The sequence below is a fragment of the Armatimonadota bacterium genome (assembly GCA_016125185.1).
Lineage (GTDB): Bacteria > Armatimonadota > Fimbriimonadia > Fimbriimonadales > Fimbriimonadaceae > Fimbriimonas.
The window spans coordinates 283,522-300,488 of record WGMG01000001.1; the positions used below are offsets into that span (position 1 = coordinate 283,522).

The 16,967-nt window shown below is 58.6% G+C and carries 10 protein-coding genes; 5 read left to right on the forward strand and 5 right to left on the reverse strand.

The window, feature by feature from the left end:
* Nucleotides 1-206: 206 nt before the first annotated feature.
* The gene (locus tag GC165_01245) at nt 207-2,852 is read right to left on the reverse strand and encodes a hypothetical protein (GenBank protein MBI1331483.1); all 2,646 of its coding nucleotides are present in this window, start codon (nt 2,850-2,852) and stop codon (nt 207-209) included.
* A 97-nt stretch (nt 2,853-2,949) separates the two neighbouring features.
* Between GC165_01245 and GC165_01250 the strand changes: the two genes are divergently transcribed.
* Nucleotides 2,950-4,302 carry a hypothetical protein gene (locus GC165_01250; GenBank protein MBI1331484.1) on the forward strand — a complete coding sequence of 451 codons (1,353 nt, stop codon included), beginning with the start codon at nt 2,950-2,952 and terminating at the stop codon, nt 4,300-4,302.
* Between the two features lie 4 nt (nt 4,303-4,306).
* Here GC165_01250 and GC165_01255 read toward each other — a convergent pair whose 3' ends face one another.
* Complete coding sequence (locus GC165_01255; GenBank protein ID MBI1331485.1) at nt 4,307-5,068, reverse strand: SDR family oxidoreductase; 762 nt, start codon at nt 5,066-5,068, stop codon at nt 4,307-4,309.
* A gap of 129 nt (nt 5,069-5,197) precedes the next feature.
* Here GC165_01255 and GC165_01260 point away from each other — a divergent pair, with 129 nt between their 5' ends.
* From GC165_01260 to GC165_01275, 4 genes are all read left to right on the forward strand, one after another.
* Nucleotides 5,198-6,109, forward strand: coding sequence for a helix-turn-helix domain-containing protein (locus GC165_01260; GenBank protein MBI1331486.1), 912 nt, complete (start codon nt 5,198-5,200; stop codon nt 6,107-6,109).
* Nucleotides 6,110-6,447: 338 nt separating this feature from the next.
* The gene (locus tag GC165_01265; GenBank protein ID MBI1331487.1) at nt 6,448-10,191 is read left to right on the forward strand and encodes a PAS domain S-box protein; all 3,744 of its coding nucleotides are present in this window, start codon (nt 6,448-6,450) and stop codon (nt 10,189-10,191) included.
* The gene (locus GC165_01270) at nt 10,178-11,341 is read left to right on the forward strand and encodes a response regulator (GenBank protein MBI1331488.1); all 1,164 of its coding nucleotides are present in this window, start codon (nt 10,178-10,180) and stop codon (nt 11,339-11,341) included. The genes GC165_01265 and GC165_01270 overlap by 14 nt, the downstream gene beginning before the upstream one ends.
* Nucleotides 11,342-11,742: 401 nt before the next feature.
* Nucleotides 11,743-13,461 (forward strand): hypothetical protein, encoded by a 1,719-nt coding sequence (locus GC165_01275; GenBank protein MBI1331489.1) that lies wholly within the window; start codon nt 11,743-11,745, stop codon nt 13,459-13,461.
* 504 nt (nt 13,462-13,965) lie between these two features.
* Here the strand turns inward: GC165_01275 and GC165_01280 are convergent.
* From GC165_01280 to GC165_01290, 3 genes are all read right to left on the reverse strand, one after another.
* Nucleotides 13,966-15,774: a tetratricopeptide repeat protein gene (locus GC165_01280; GenBank protein ID MBI1331490.1), complete on the reverse strand. Its 1,809-nt coding sequence runs from the start codon at nt 15,772-15,774 to the stop codon at nt 13,966-13,968.
* A gap of 6 nt (nt 15,775-15,780) precedes the next feature.
* Nucleotides 15,781-16,005, reverse strand: coding sequence for a hypothetical protein (locus tag GC165_01285; GenBank protein ID MBI1331491.1), 225 nt, complete (start codon nt 16,003-16,005; stop codon nt 15,781-15,783).
* 89 nt (nt 16,006-16,094) lie between these two features.
* Nucleotides 16,095-16,964: a DUF1559 domain-containing protein gene (locus tag GC165_01290; GenBank protein ID MBI1331492.1), complete on the reverse strand. Its 870-nt coding sequence runs from the start codon at nt 16,962-16,964 to the stop codon at nt 16,095-16,097.
* Nucleotides 16,965-16,967 lie beyond the last annotated feature (3 nt).

The window sequence follows — 16,967 nt, forward strand, 5'->3', positions numbered from 1 at the left end:
TATTAACCACGCTACCCCACTGAAGGGGGGTCGGTGAGCGAGCAACGCGAAGCGAACCGGAGGGGGGCAGGATTCGATAGAGGGACGCCAGCCCATCGCTAAAGCGCATAAAGAACCTCGCCGAAGAAAGCGACCAACCAAATTCCCCTCCCGAACACAGAAGGAGGGGTGGCTCCGAGAATCGGAGACGGGCCAGATAACCGGCCCTACGGGATCAACACACAGAACCCCGTCGCAACGACCGTCCCGCCCGAGCTGTTCGTTACCGTCGTCGAATACTGAATCAGCATGTTTCCATTGTTCAAAACGCTGACCCCCTGCACCGTCAGCGTTCCCCCCGTCCCAACCGGATACAGAGACGAATTGGGATCGTCGGGATTATTGAGGTTCGTATCCAGCGACATCACGAACTGTCCAACCGACATAAGTGTCCCCGGCGGCACCCGCGTAAACGTCTGGTTGACCGTCGGCGTTTGACCCTTGCCGACGGCGATCAGCATCGTCGCGGCATCGTTGCCTGTCGAAGTCACGCCGTAAACGAAGGACAGCGCGTCGGTCGTCGAATTGACCGGTTGTCGGCCGCCATTCGGATCCGGTCCTAACAAATGGTACGTGCCGTTCGGCGGAGTCTGGTTGGGATCCCAGGTTCCCGCGATCGTCAGATCGAGCTTCGGCGTCGCTCCAACCGTGATCGAATTGTCCGCGTTGGCGATCACGTTGCCGTTCAAGTCCAACACATCCACGTGCAGGATGTCGCTTCCGTCCGCCGTCGCCGTATAGGCGATCATTGGCGCCGAAGTTGTTACCGGCGAACTGCCGATCGTGCCCGCATTCCCGGTCAGCGTCCATCGGTATTTCACCCCATTAGGAGCCCCGCCCGACACCTCTACCGTAAAGGTCTGATGCTCGCCTTTCTGGAGCAACGGGCTCGTCGGCAGAATCTGCGCCGGAATCAGGAACTTCACCGTCGTGCCCGAGCGCCCGACCTCCACCCGCTGGCCCGAACTCGTGTCGTAGCCGATGACCAAGACTTCGATCGGCTGAGTGTCCGACCCTGTCGTAATCAGATCGACGGTCAGTTGCTTCGTCGTGATCTTGTTCCCCACATTCACCTCACCCACTGCGGATAGAGTCGCAAACCCCGATGTCTGCGTCCAGTCGTATTCGAAGTTTCCGTTCGAGTTGGCCGGAGCCGTAATCGCAAAGCTCACTCTTTCGCCCGCATGGATCACCGGATTCTGTGGGCGCAAGTTCAGTGATTGGCGAATCAATAGCGCGTTCCAAGCCGTGCCTAGGTCGGAGTTGTATACGTCCAAAATCACCGCGCCGAGGTCGAATCCGTCGAGCAAAAGACCCGCCGCAAAAATCGGCTCGAACACGCTCAAAAACATCTTGCTGGCTTTCGAAAGCCGCGTTCCTGTCGCCGCCAGCGAGGCCGATTCCAGCGCCTTTGCCTCCGCTGCGCCGATAACCTGCCGAATCTCCTCCTTCCAAAACTGCGTCGAGGTGTCGCTGGAGATCGCATCGCGAACGATCGTCGCCAACGCCGCCGAAACGCCCGGAATGCTTCCATACTCAAGCTGGCTGATGACCCGGGCAAAGGTAGCCGAGGCCACTGCCGCCGGAGCCAGAACTGCCGCCGCAACGACGGATCGCGCCGCCACGATGCATCCAAATCCACCGAAGAAGCAGAAGATCGGGAGCAGAATGTCGCCGAACAGCGACACGTAAAAGAGGTTAGCGTTGTCCTGCCGCCACTTCGCCAGCTCATTCACGTAGTGCGAGTCATGGAAAAACGCCGGCTCGAACGCGTCGCCGCCAAGCGTCTTGAACGACGACGCCAGCACCACTACGTGGTAGGTCGTCCGGTCCGTCCCCGTCTCCAATGCCAACGGGATCGCCGGTAGGTTCACTGGCGACCACGGCGATGTGCCGTGGAAGAACGTCGTGAAGTCCTTCAGCGACGTAAACAGGCTCAGGTTCTCGGTTGAATCCAGATCGAACGGCCCAGCCACCTTCTTGGCCGGATTGATGTCTGCGGTTTGGTTGACCGTCAGCGTTGTCGTTTCGTAAACGTACACCTTACAAGGCCGCCGCTTCGAATTGGAGATGAGAAGCGAGGTCGTCGTCGCGTCCTGGTTGACCATCACGCCATTCTGCTCGTCCGTCGGCGAGACGTACATCAGCGTGGGTACGTTGGGAGTCGCCGGTGAGGCGACTGCCGCCAGCCCGTGGGTAACATTCCCGCTCGGCCCGCCCAAAATCGTCGTAAGCGCATCCGTAATCGCTTGCCCCAGCCCGCTGGCATTGTTCGCCAAGGCGTGCGGATCGCTCACAATTGCCGAAGCAACCGCCGCCTCCAGCGCCGCAATTGCTGGGTCGCCGTCCAACAGCGAAAGGATTTTGGCCATCGCTGTGCCAGGGAATAAATACGCGCTCGTCGCGTAGTACAAGAGGGTGACCGCCGTCGTGTGCGCCGAAATGGCGTGCGAGGTCCCCGCTGGGTCCAACATCGCCATCAAAACGCCCTCCCCTCCCGAATCCACCAACAGGGCGAGCGATGGAGAGTTCGACGGAATCTGGGCCGAAAACTGGTTCGGCGACGTAATCGAGGAGGAAAGCCCCATGACATCGACCGTCATCGTCGAAAGATCGAGCGACGAGCCGTTCGGCAAGGTCACGACTCCGGAGACAGAGACCAGCGAGTCGGCGATGCCACCTGTGCCTCCTCCCCCGCACCCCATCAGTCCAAAAAGGCTCATAGCGGCCAGCGCCCCTCCTGCGGCGTACATGAAATCGCGTCGCGACAAGAGATCGCGCAGTTGTTGTCGAGACTCTTCGGTTTTTCCCATGGTTCGATCCTGTTTGGTTGGTCCGCCTCGGGTGGGCCGATAACCCCACAAGCATCGGTCAACAGGACAAAAGCACTCATTTGGCCCACCTTCGGCTATGATTAAGGTAACGAGGAGGCGTCAAATAGCGTCAATCACACCAACCATCGAATGGCAGGTTCAGCTCTTTGGAGAGTTTCAACTCGTTGGTGCCGACGGGGTGCTCCGCGACCTGCGCTCCAAAAAGCTTGAGTCCCTTCTTGCTGTCCTCCTGGTGTCCCATCCCCACGGACTCTCTCGCGGCGAAATCACCGAGATCGTGTGGCCCGAGACCCATTCCAAGCAAAGCCTCCGGCAAGCCGTTTATTCGCTCCGCCAGGTTCTGGGCGACAAAGCCATCGAAGCCACTTCCGACCATTGCCGCCTCGCCCAAGCCTTCAACGTCCGATCCGACTACCACGACAAAGCCCTCCGATCATCGGAAACGTTCATGCCTGGACACACCGGTGAATGGTACGAGCGCGTGCGGACGGAGATTGAAGTCGAAGGCCGAGAGGCCGCCGAAGAGGCCACCGACAGCCTTTCCCACTCTCTGATGTGGTTGGCCCAAAACGACGTTCGCGGCTTCTACGCCATGCTCCGCTCGTCGTCCGCCTTGGTCCACGCCATCTCGTTTCCCGTCCTGCGCCGCCTCTTCGAGACCGCCGCTCGCACCAGCCCGGAACTACACGGGTGGTCCTTCTTCTGGCGGGGAACGGCCGAAGAAAACCTAATGACTTCGGCTCGCCTCCTGCGCCGTGCGCTCGACGAAGCCCAGCGTTGGTCCGATCAAGAGCTAGCTTCGGAGGTCACTTTTGAACTTGGCAAGGTGTATGCCCGGCTCGGTCGACCCCGCCAGGCGATGTGCGTGGCTGCCATCTCCGACGCCGTGGCCCAGGGCACCGAAAACCGCAAAATGCTTGCCCACAAGTTCCGCCTTAAGGGAACCGTGCTAACCTACTTCGGTCAATCCGAAAAAGGAATTCGGCTCCTGGAAAAGGGCGAAGAATATTTCGACGATACGCTCAGCCTCGCCCACGCGCGATGTAGCCGGGCTTTTTTCCTCGCCTCGGTCGGACGCCTCGATGAAGCCGTGAGCGTCCTCGATTGGCCCCAGAGAGTGACGAGCGGACTCGGCCATCGCCGAATCTTCCATCTTGTCGATATGACGACCGCCATCGCCGGGGCTGGAAGCGGCGATTTGGGTTCGGCTGTTTGCAAACTGCAGACCATTGTTGGCGAGTCACTTGCCACCGGCTTCACCCAGTTCGGGGTGTGCGCGGCAGACATGCTTGACGAGTTCTATTCGCAAAGCGGCGAACCCGAACGGGCCCTCCAAATGGCCGTCGCCGCCAAGCAGGGACGAGAGCTTTCGCTCGCCGTCCCCACTCCACTCGACCTTCAGCGTCGGCAGTTGGTCCGTTCGTGTTGACGCCCTAGAGAAGCATTCCGCCCGACGCTTCAATCCGCTGACCCGTCACCCAGTTCGAATCCTCCGAAAGCAGAGCCGCCGTAATCGAACCGATGTCCTCTGGCTGGCCAGTCCGCCCAAGTGCAGTCATTGAAGCCACCAACTGGTTCAACTCCTTGTCGTCGCGAACTCGTCCGCCGCCGAAGTCTGTCTCGATCGCGCCCGGTGCGAGCACATTGACCGTGATCTTCCGCGCCCCAAGCTCTCGCGCCATGTACCGCGTCATCACCTCTACGCCGCCTTTCATCGACGCATACGCCGAGTACCCAGGGAATGAGAACCGCGACAGCCCCGACGACACGTTCAATATCTTGCCGCCATCCGCGATCAGAGGCAGTAGGCGCTGACTTAGGAAGTAGGGAGCCTTCAGGTGAATCTTCACCAACTCGTCAAACTGACCTTCGTCCGTATCGGCGAACGCCGCATGGTAGCCGGTCCCGGCGTTGTTCACCAGATGGTCGAATGTCGTCCGTCCCCAAGTCGAATCAAGAACCGACCGAACCTGCTCCACGAACCCAGCGAACGACCCGCTGTCCGATACATCGAGTTGAAGAGCCACCGCTTTGCGGCCCATCGCGGCGATCTCTGCCACGACCGCGTCGGCCTCCTCCTTTTTAGATCGGTAGGTGAGAATCACGTCGCCGCCCTTCTGCGCCAGATGGAGCGCCATGCTCTTGCCAAGGCCGCGGCTTCCGCCGGTGATGAGAGAAATCTTGTTCGTTGCCATGACCATAGCTTTCCCCAGGTAGCTCCAAAGATGACTACCAAGATCTCCGCGTTCCTTGCCTAATCCTCTAATGTGTAAAATAAGACTTCTTAGAGGAATAGGCAAGGTGCTACGATAATTCAAACTGAAGTGACAGACCGAGCAAGCAAATTGACGGCGGAGTTGGCAACCATTATTAGCCGAAACTCCGGCCAAGAAGGTCCAACCGAGACCGCCGTACCGGGCCTAATCAGCCTCTATTACACCGTCCCGTTCATCAAAACGCCAACCGTCTATCGACCCTCCTTTTGCATCCTCGCCCAGGGGGCAAAGGAGATCGCGCTCGAAAATCAAACCTACACCTATGGGCCCGGCCAGTGTCTGGTCGTGCCTGTGGATCTGCCCGTCGTGGGGCAAGTCGTTATCGCCTCGAAAGAAGTGCCATACCTCTGTTTGGCCATCGAAATAGATCGTCAACTCATCAGCGAGTTGATCGTCCAGTCCGGAATTAATTTCGAATCGAGTCGCCATTCAGCCGCTAGCGTCATGGTCGGACAAACGTCAGAGGAGATGCTGGAATGCGTCGTGCGCCTCGCCCGCCTGCTCGATTCGCCAAACGATATCCCCATTCTCGCCCCCATGGCAACGCGTGAGTTGTTCTACCGCTTACTTCATACTGAGTACGGAGTCCGACTCGCCCAAATCGCTGTCCGCGGCGGCATCATGGAACGCGTGGCCGAGGCCATCAGCCTCCTCCGTCGCGATTACGCCCGCACGATCCGTGTCGAAGAAATGGCCGCCCTCGTGGGTATGAGCCCGTCGTCGTTCCACCAGCACTTCAAGCACGTCACCACGATGAGCCCGCTCCAGTATCAAAAGCGCATTCGCCTGCTTGCGGCCCGCGCCATCATGCTCGCCGAGGATGCCGACGCCGCCAGCACGTCGTACCGCGTCGGCTACGAAAGCCCGTCGCAGTTTAGCCGCGAATACTCCCGCATGTTCGGAACGTCCCCCATCGCCGACCGAGATCGTCTTCGCCTCACCCAAGGCATTCCCGGCTAAATCCCTGCTCCAACCCACACCTCTGGCCCGTCCATAAAAGGACAAGGTCAACGCGCAGACTGGTGAGGGGGTACTTGGTCCCAATTCGTTTGCGCCATACGACTGATTTGATAAAAGGCAAGTCTGAACAAAGGGGTTGCACTTGGTAAGTGCGCCTTTCTAACGACAACCGAGCGAAAAAATCGTATTCGAAAGGGTCGAGACATGTTTTTATCATTTAGATACGTATATAATTCGCTGTTGTCGGAAACCAGGCTAAGTGAGCTGGTAGCCGTGGGGGGGGGCCGGTGCGGAAGTTAAGATCGCGATCGATGAAGTCGTGAACTTTTGAAGGGTGTATGCGGAAGGTTTTCTTCTTCTCGGCTTGGCGACTTCGGTACAAAATTGCGGCGCTTCTGATTGCGGCCTCCATCGTGCCTCTCATCCTCGCGTCGTTCGTCGACCTCTACGAAAGCCAGAGCCGATTGAAGGAAAACACGGCCGCCCTGCTCACTGCTCGTTGTGAACAACTCCAAGAGCGCCTAGACGAATTTAATCGAGCATGGCTGAGAACCGGAGATCGTATTTCGCGCCTCCCCGAAATCGAATCGGTGCCTTCGTCACCCGCCTCGGCGCAGGTTGTTGCCCGCACCAAGGAGATTCTCAAGGTTTGGCCTACCAGCGACAAGCGTATCATCGCGATTAGTGTTTTGGGCCTTACCGGAAGGGTGGTTGTTGCGACCGACGATCGCCTGGCGGACAAGGACCTTTCCTTTCATACGTATGTCAAGGAAGCGCTGGCCGGCAAACCAACTATCTCCGATGTCTACACCTATGACCCAGGGACGCAGGACGAGCCGAGAATTGCTTTTTCTACGCCTATCCTCAACTCAAATCGGGTGGTGACAGGGGTCGTCGTCGTTTTAGTCAAAGCTTCCGCTCTGCACGATATTGTCGCCAAAACCAACGAACTTGTGGGAGCCGGCAGCAATGCCTCGGTCTTTGATCGGTACGGAATCCGAATCGTCGATTCCTCCTTCGAGGGCGGCGCTCTTCGCCCATCAGGCAAATTAAGCCCCGACGATTTGGAAACCCTAACTGCCGATCAGCGGTTCGGTCCCAACACTGCCTCGCAAATGGACGACGTCTCCTCCGCTCCCGAGTGGTACGACAAAGCCACGGCGGCCAGCGTAACCACCCGCATGTTCCGGGGCGTTTCGGTCAGCGGTGTCGCTAAGTATGGTGTTGCCCGTCGGCTCCAGACCACTTCTTGGACCGTTTTTTCCGCTATTCCCGAGGCCTCAATTGACGCCAAACTCGGGACCATCGCCCGCGAAAGGCTGCTCTTTGGCCTTGCGATAGCCCTCGTCGCCGTCGCCCTTGGCGGCGTCTTTGCCCGGCCCATCCTCAGCCCAGTTCGAGCCCTCACCGATGTCACCGGCGCGCTCGCCGATGGAGACCTCTCCGCCCGCGTCGCAAACAAAAGCGAAGACGAGATCGGCCAACTCGGCCAAAGCTTTAACACGATGGCCGACCGTATCGAGACCCAGGCAAAAACGCTCCAGCAAGAGCGAGACGAACTCGACGCACGTGTGCGAGAGCGCACGGCGGACCTCGAAGCTGAAATCCAAGAGCGTAAGCGCACCCAGAGCCTCATCGAAGGCATCATGGAGAACTCATCCGCGGTCATCTACGTCAAGGACCTCGATGGCAAGTATCTCTACGCCAACTCGCTCTTCTGCGAACTCTTCCTCACCACCAAAGAGAAGCTCATCGGAAGCTACGACCACGACTTCCTCTCGTCCGAAACCGTCGAAAAGTTTCGGGAATCCGACCGCAAAATCGCAGAGTCGGATGTCGCTCTCATCGAAGAGGACTACGGCGATCTCGAAGACGGACGGCACTACTATTACTCTATCAAATCGCCCCTCCGCGACGAGCAGGGCGTTTGCTTTGCCACTTTCGGAATCTCCACAGACATCACCGATCGCAAGCGCTCCGAAGACTTCCTACGTACCAGTGAAGAAAGGACACGCCTCATTGTCGAAACCGCTCTCGATGCCGTCGTCACAATCGACCAACTGGGCCGGATCACCGGTTGGAGTCCCCAGGCTGTCTCCACCTTCGGCTACTCTCGCGACGAGGTCATCGGTCGGGAATTGGCCGACACCATCATTCCCCTTGCCTTCCGCCAAGCCCATCGCGACGGAATTGTTCGCTACGCCGAAACGGGCGAGGCTCGCGTTCTCAATCAGCGCCTGGAACTCGCTGCCATCCACAAAGGCGGCCGCGAGTTCCCCATCGAACTCTCAATCACGCCGATCCCCACCGGTGACCGCATCGAATACAGCGCTTTCATTCGCGATATCACCGATCAAAAGCTGGCCGAAGAAAAGCTCCGAGCGCAGCTCGAACGCCTGAATCTGCTCCACCACATCACCCGCGCCACCGGCGAGCGCCAAGACATCAAAAGCATTTTCCAGGTCGTGGTCCGAAGTCTCGAAGACCAGCTCCCGGTCGATTTCGGCTGCGTCTGCCTTTACGACCCCCTTGACAGCCTCCTCACCGTTTCCAGTGTCGGAATCCTCAGCGAGAGCATCTCCGCCGATCTCGCCTTGGTCGAAAACTCAAAGATCGCCATCGACGAGAACGGACTTTCGCGATGTGTGCGCGGCAACCTTGTCTACGAGCCCGATATCTCGCAGGTGGACTTCCCCTTCCCACGCCGCCTTGCCAAGGGTGGTCTCCGTTCCGTCGTCCTCTCGCCCCTACTCGTCGAAAGCGAGGTCTTCGGCGTCCTCGTCACCGCCCGCCGAGAGGCTAACAGCTTCAGCAGCGGCGAATGCGAATTCCTTCGCCAACTCAGCGAACACGTCGCCCTCTCCGCCCATCAGGCCCGTCTTCATGATGCCCTCCAGACCGCCTACGACGACCTCCGCCAAACCCAACAAGCGGTCATGCAGCAGGAGCGTCTGAAAGCTCTTGGCCAGATGGCCAGCGGCATCGCCCACGACATCAATAACGCCATCTCGCCTGTCGCCCTCTACACTGAGTCCCTGCTCGCCAACGAGCCTAGCCTTAGCCCGAAGGCCCGCGATTACCTCGAGACCATCGCCCGCTCCATCGACGACGTCGCCGCCACCGTGGCTCGCATGCGCGAGTTCTATCGCCAGCGTGAGCCCCAACTCACGTTCGCACCCGTGCCCCTCAATCGCCTCGTGAGGGAGGTCATCGACCTCACCCGTGCACGGTGGAACGACATGCCGCTCCAGCGCGGCATCCGCATCGAAACCGAAATCCAGCTCGATCCCGACCTACCGCAGATCATGGGTATCGAAAGCGAAATTCGAGAGATGCTCACCAACCTCGTCTTCAACGCCGTCGATGCCATGCCCAATGGCGGGACCCTCACCATCCGCACCAGCTACACCGAAGGCGATAGCGACTCGCAACAGGTTCGGCTCGAAGTCGCCGATACCGGCGTGGGCATGGACGAAGAGACTCAGCGACGCTGCCTCGAACCCTTTTTCACGACCAAGGGTGAGCGCGGTACCGGCCTCGGTATGGCCATGGTCTACGGCACCATGCAGCGCCACGGAGCCAACCTCTACATCGAAAGCCAGGTCGGACAAGGAACCACGATCGGTCTGACCTTCGACGCCGCCCGCAAGGACAACGGCGATACCGGCACTACGGTCTGGAATCCAACAAGGATTGCCAACATGCGCATCCTGATCGTCGACGATGACCCCCTCATCCTCAAGTCGCTTCGCGACACGCTCGAGGGTCGGGGCCACATGGTAACGGCTGCCAACGGAGGTCAGGCAGGCATCGACGAATTCGCCGCCGCCCTCAATCGTAATGAGCCCTACCCGGTCGTCATCACCGACCTCGGTATGCCGTACGTCGATGGCCGCCAAGTCTCTTCTGCCATCAAGGAGGCACATCCGGATACTTTTGTGATCCTTCTGACCGGTTGGGGACAACGCCTGGTTGATGACGGCGAGGTCCCTCCCCACGTGGACTTCGTGCTCAACAAGCCACCGAAGATCCTCGAAATACAAGACGCTTTGACCAGGAGTCAACGACATGGACGGGAATAACCTCACCATCGCAAGCCAACTCGAAAGTGGAAGGGAGATCGCTCCCACCGCTTCTATCCTCGTCGTCGACGATGAAGTCGCCCTCATGAAGGCCCTTTGCAACACCCTGCAGGATTTCGGCTACCGCTGCGTCGGCTACAACTCGCCGCTCGAAGCCCTGGAGGCGGTACGGACCGAGGAGTTCGACCTCGTCTTGTCGGACCTCATGATGCCAGAGATTGATGGCATTGCCTTCATCCAGCGCGCCCTCGAACTCGACCAGAATCTCGTCTGCGTCATCATGACCGGCCAGGGCACCGTGGCGACCGCCGTCGACGCTATGAAGTCTGGAGCGGTCGATTACATCCTCAAGCCGTTCAAGGTCAACGACGCCCTCCCCGTCATTTCGCGGGCGCTCGAAATCCGTCAGCTTCGAATCGATAAGCAAATGCTCCAAGCTCAGTTGCAGCAGAACTTCGTCGAGTTGGAAGCCCGGAATGAGGAATTGAAGCTTTTCAGTGCCGCCGCATCCCACGATCTGCGTGCCCCCCTCAATCGAATCGGGGGCTTTGCCTACATCCTACAAGAAACCTGCGGGCACCTCATGGATGCCGATAGCATGGAGTCGCTGAAGTTCATCCAGTCGTCGGTTGAAGACATGCGCCGCCTCATCTCTGGACTTCTCGACCTCACGATGGTTCGAGAGACCGAACTCCAAGCCGAAGAAGTCGACTTGAGCACCATGGCGCATTTGGTGGGCAAGGCCGCACTAGGTGCGACCACCGGTCGCCGTGTGTCGTTCGATGTTGAGCCCGGCCTCTACGTGATCGCCGATGACCGTCTCATGTCGATCGTCCTCACCAACCTGATCGGCAATGCCGTCAAATTCACTGCTAAGACCGATCCGGCCGTGATCAGCTTTGGGCGCGAGCCCTCGGACGACCGCCAGCCGTATTTCGTCCGAGACAACGGTGCCGGCTTCGACCAAATCCACGCCGACAAGCTCTTTACCCCTTTCAAACGCCTCCATTCCGACAAAGAATTCGCGGGCTCCGGCATCGGATTGAGTACCGTTCAACGCATCATCCGCCGCCACGGAGGCCAAATTTGGAGTGAATCCGAACCAGGAAACGGCGCAACCTTTTTCTTCACAATTGGCGACATTCGTTAGCGAATAAAGATGCATATTTCTCCTGTTATTTGTCGTGGATGTATCTCTTAAGGTGAGATGAATTATATTGAATCAGTAATTTTTAAGTGAAGGCTATTTTGCCTAGTTTCGCCACTAGCCATGCCATGCCACGGAGGACAAAGTACTGCAATGAATCTTGCCATGAAGGCAAATTTGTGGCCGGCGTCGACCCATTTGGGAGTGCGATTGCCCGCAATCGCTTTAGACCTGCGAAGCCTGCTTCGCTGATTCTGGGAGCGTTGGTTTCAGGCCCACGCGAAAACCAACTTTACTCAAACCGAAAAACCTCGGCGATTCAACGCGAAAACGTCGCAAAACAACCTGCAAAAACCACAAATCTCGTAAAATATAAACGGCGGAAATAACCGCCGCTTTCTGCAATGCAAACCCTCACGACCGATGTGGCGATTATTGGCGGTGGTCCCTCTGGTTCCACTTGCTCCGGATTCCTCAAAAAATACGGACCAAACACTCGCGTCCTCGTCCTCGAACGAGATCAATTCCCACGCGACCACATCGGCGAAAGCCAACTCCCGCTGATCAGCCGTATTCTCGACGAACTCGGCGTTTGGGACCGCATCGAAGCCGCCAACTTTCCCATCAAAATCGGCGGCACTTATCGCTGGGGCACCACCGACAATCTTTGGGACTTCGACTTTCTCCCTTACGGAAAGTTCGATGACGCCCCTCGCCCCGGCAAGTTCGAGGGCCAACGCCGCTACACTGCTTTCCAGGTCGACCGCGCCCTCTACGACAAGATCCTCCTCGACTACGCCGAAGAACTTGGAACTGAGGTCCGCTACCAAACCGCCGTTCGCAAGGTGGAAAAAGACGGCGACAAAGTCACCGCCCTCATCCTCGATGACGGCACCCGCGTCGAGGCCAAGTGGTTCGTTGACGCAACCGGTCACATCGGCTTCCTTCGCCGCGCGATGGACGTTGCCATCGAGGAGCCGTCCACTCTCAAAAATATCGCCTGTTGGGACTACTGGCGCAACGCCGAATGGGCCGTCTCCCTCGGAATCGGTGGCACCCGCATCCAGATTCTCTCCCTCGGTTACGGCTGGCTCTGGTTCATTCCCATCAGCCCCGACCGAACCTCCATCGGCTTCGTCTGCCCCGCGGACTACTACAAAAAGTCCGGCAAAACCATGGAGGAACTCTACGAACAGGCTCTCGCCGAGGAACCGCGCCTCCAACGCCTCATCAAAAATGCCGAGCGCGAAGACCGCTTTGCCACGACCAAGGATTGGTCGTTCGTCGCCGAGCGAATGGCGGGCCCCAACTGGCTTCTCACCGGCGAAGCTGCTGGTTTTGCCGACCCCATTCTCTCCGCTGGTATGACCCTCGCTCACGCCAGCGCCCGCGAAGCCGCTTTCATGATTCTGGAAGCGATGAACGGAGGCGATGTCGACTGGATGGCCGAAAATTACACTCGCCGAAACGATCGTCGAGTCCGCCAGCACATCCGCTTTGCCGACTACTGGTACGGGGCCAACGCTAACTTCACCCAGCTCAAGGACTACACCAGCGAGATCGCCCGCGACGCCGGTCTTGAACTCAATGGCGACCAGGCGTTCCAATGGCTCGGCACCGGTGGCTTCATCGAGGAAGACATGGAGGTCGCCGGACTCGCGCTCCTCCGCCTCGACCAAATCCACTCGATCACCGGCCGCCTCTCCGAGACCCCCGCCACCAGCGCTCTCGACGGCTACACCCACTTCGTCATCGACGTAACCGGAGCCGAGAAGGTCAAAATCGCTCGCTTCGATAAGGGCGGGGTCAAGCCCGTCTACGCCATCCGCCGCGACGGCAAAGTCCTCCCCGTTTACGGCTTTTTCGGATTCCTCACCGAAGGCCTTTTCCATTCGCCAAAGCTGGATGAGGCGATGCCCTTCATCGCCGACCTCATGGCCAAACACGGTGCCCGCTTCGACGAACAAGCTCACGCTCGCCTCACCGAATGCCTGGACGCCATGGTCCGAGAAGGCTGGGTCAAACCCTACGCCTCCCACGATGGACAAGCTGTGAGACACGAAATGCCGATGGAAACCGCCGCCATTCACACCCACATCCCCGACCGAGGCGATCAAGACTAACTCTGGGAGGGTGGGCTTCCAGCCCACCTCGTGAACAGGTCACGACCACTGGTTAGGACCTCTCACCGACGAGTGATGAAAGCCTCTTTTGGAGTGCGATTGCCTGCAATCGCTTTGGTCGGCGAAGCCTGCTTCGCTGAGTCTGGATGATGGGCTTAAAGTCCAACCCGCGGACCAATCGTAGCATGGGTAATGACCTTTGCGAAGCTGTGACTTACCCGTGCAAAATCCAGCGTGCCGACCAACCCATTTCCCCTCCAAAGCTTGGAGGGGTGGCGCGAAGCGATGGGGTGGATGGGTTTAAATTGACGATGTACAAAATCCCTTCGAACAAGCCTAATAGCGACGTCTGACCCCTGGGAGGGTGGGCTTCCAGCCCACCACTTAGATGAGCCGTGGCACCGGTAAAAGCATCTGCGAAGCTGTAACCTACCAGCGCTCAAAACAAAAACACCAACCCATCAAGCTTGGAGGGGTGGCGCAAACACAAGCCAAGACGACCCCTTACACCAACTCCCCAAACTCACCTAGCCACGGCTCATACCGCCGCCATCGCTCAACCGACGATCGATAAATCGGCTGACGCGCCTGCCATCGACTCGGCGTATTGATCGCGCTCGTGTTCGCATCATGATGCAGACACGCGTCGTCCCACGGCAAACCAAGGAACGAAATAATCGAAGGAATCACCTCCGCTGGTCGATCCGTCAAGTCCTCGTAATCGACCTCGAACAGCCGATCCGCCGGCAGCTCGCCCCGCCAAAACTCCATCGTCCGCAGGTACTCGCGGTAGTACTCCACCACGTTCCGCTTGTCGTAGGCAAACACCGGCCCCGGACCAAAATACGTGGTCCAAATCGAAAGGCACGTATCGATCGGATTCCGCCGAATATGGACAAAACGGGCGTTCGGCAACGCCCGATGAATCACCCCCGCCGAAGCAAAGTTCAGCGGCATCTTATCCGTCACTCGCTCGCCTCCCCCCGCCAGCAACCGCGCGTACTCGACGTACTCTTTGGCCAATGCCTCCATGTCCGGCTTGCCACCCAGGACCAAACGCCGCGTTTCCTCGATCCAAAACCGAAGCTCGCCCCCCGACGTCACCATCGGGTGGCTCGAAAGAATCTGGTCCAGAAGCGTCGTCCCCGACCGAATCATTCCGATGATGAAGATTGGCGCGTCGCTGGAAGAACGCCCCTCTGGCAAGCTCGAATAGAGCTCTCGAATCTGCCGATGCTCTTCGGCAAACCGCGCGGGATCGACGTAAGCCCCCGTCCGATTTACTTCCAATGCCAAGGCGTTGGCCCGGTCGAAGTGTCCCATCGCCTCCTCGTACCGTTTCGTCTGCTCACAGGCTCGACCCAGCGCGTACCGAAGGTACATTTCATCCCGGCCCCGCAATTCGCCGGAAGCCAAGAATCCTTCCATTTCCGACAAGAACCCGTCGGAGCCTGTCAGCTTCTTGCCCAGCATCAGGCTGTAGTACGCGTACGCTCGGTCCTTCCCCTCACGGAGCATCCGCTCGAAAATCTCCGCCGACTCCTCAAACCGACCCTGGTTGATCAGCCACGTCCCGTATCCACTTCGCGCCGACGGCGAAATCTGCATCGCCAAATGGTGGTGTCGCTCGGCCTCTTCGTCGTTTCCGACCATGGCGTACGCCCCCGCTACCGCGGTTTCCAGCGGCGCGTGCCGCGGACATTTTGCCAGTCCTTCCGACAAGCACTCGATCGCGGCGCCGTACAAGCCGAACTGTGAGTGAACCGAAGCTTGCGCCAAGTAGTTCTGAGGTGCGCCCGGGGCCAGCCGAATCGCTTCCCGAAAGGCCGCGATCGCCTCGTCGTTACGATGCGCCGCCGCAAAGGCCAAACCCAAGTTATGTCGATGTTCCGGCACCTTCGGTGCGATCCGAGCCGCCTGCGTCAAGGCGTCGATGGACTCAAAGGGCAGTTTGGCCGCCAGCAGTGCAACCCCCAAAACGCCGTAGCTCTCCGCATCCGATGGATGAGCCGCAACCGCCCGTTTGGCATACTCAATCGCCACGCTCGGTTCGCTCAGTAAAGCGAGCCAGGTCAGGGCATCGTGGTTATTGGGTTCCAATTCCAAAACCCGCTCATACACGGGAATGGCCTCGTCCGCGCGCTTCAGTTTTGCCAAGCAAGCGCCCGATAGAAGGAGAAAATCGAGGTGGGATCGAAGAGAAAGGGGGACCTTCTCAAGGTGCCGAAGCGCCTTGCCGAACTCCCCCTTTTGGTAGTGTTCATATGCCTGCCGAACCAACTGGTCGACAGATAGATTCGGTTTCTTGGCCAAGGGTCGCTACTTCAGGTGGTTTCGCTCTTTCACCACTTGAATGCGCCGTTCGCGCTCCTCGGGAGAAAGGCTTGTGTCCGCCTGGATATTCTTGATTCTCTCCTCCGGTGTACCCTGAACGTAAGGGTTCGTGCCATCGGCCGGCTTAGGATTCACCGGCACGGATTCGCCGCAACCCGCGACCAAGAGACCGCACGCGAGAATTCCGAGCGACAAGAATAGGGCTTTCATTTTCATTCCATTGATTTCCATAAGCAAAGGTCGAAGGCAGTGACCTCGGGGGGCGAAGTCACTGCCGTGGTGTTCGAACGGTCGGAGGACTAGAAAGCCGATCCGTTACAGGTGACGTCCCAGTTGCGGTACGTCCACCCGGTACCCGTCCAAGGATTCTTATCCAAGAGCGGAGTCAGGGTCGCATCGACGTTCGTCACGTTCGGAGGCGTCGTGCCACTTCCGTAGAATCGACAGATGCCAGTCCAACCGAAGTTGCTGTACTTCATCTGCGACTTCTTCGAGTACTTGGCGTGGCCGTCGGCAAAGCCGAAGTTGCCACCCTCGTGGTTCACGTGCGTCGTTGGGCCGTCAGTGCCGGTTGGGCATCGGTTCGTCGTCGGCTTGCCGATGACGTTCGGACAGTTGCTGTCGCTCATGCCGTTCCAAGAAGGAGCCGACTGGGAGACTTTCTGCTTCTGCGATTTCTCGCTGATGATGACGGTCGAAGCCGGTTCCGGCATAGCCGTCACGGTCTTACCTTCGGCAATGGCGTTGAACGCCGCGCTGCCGCAGAATGCGGTAACTGCGCCGTTATTGTCAAAGCATCCCCATCCGTTGTGTCCGTCTTGGTCGATCGCGACGGAGTCAGAATAGATCTGCATGTTCTTGATGTACGGATAGACCGATCGCACCCAGTTGGTGGGAGCCGTCGGGTCCATAGCGCCGTTGACGTACGGCTGGCCGTAGTAGGTGTTGCCGGGGTCGCCGCCATTGTCGTACGGAAAGATGTCGTCGACGTCGGTGGCGTACATGGTAGCGCCGAGCGCGAGCTGTTTCTGGTTGCTCAGACAAGAAGTCTTCTTCGCGGCAGCCTTTGCCTGGGCAAAGACGGGGAAGAGGATAGCGGCGAGGATCGCAATGATCGCGATGACGACGAGCAGTTCGATCAAGGTAAAGGCTTTGTTACGTGATCTCATAAG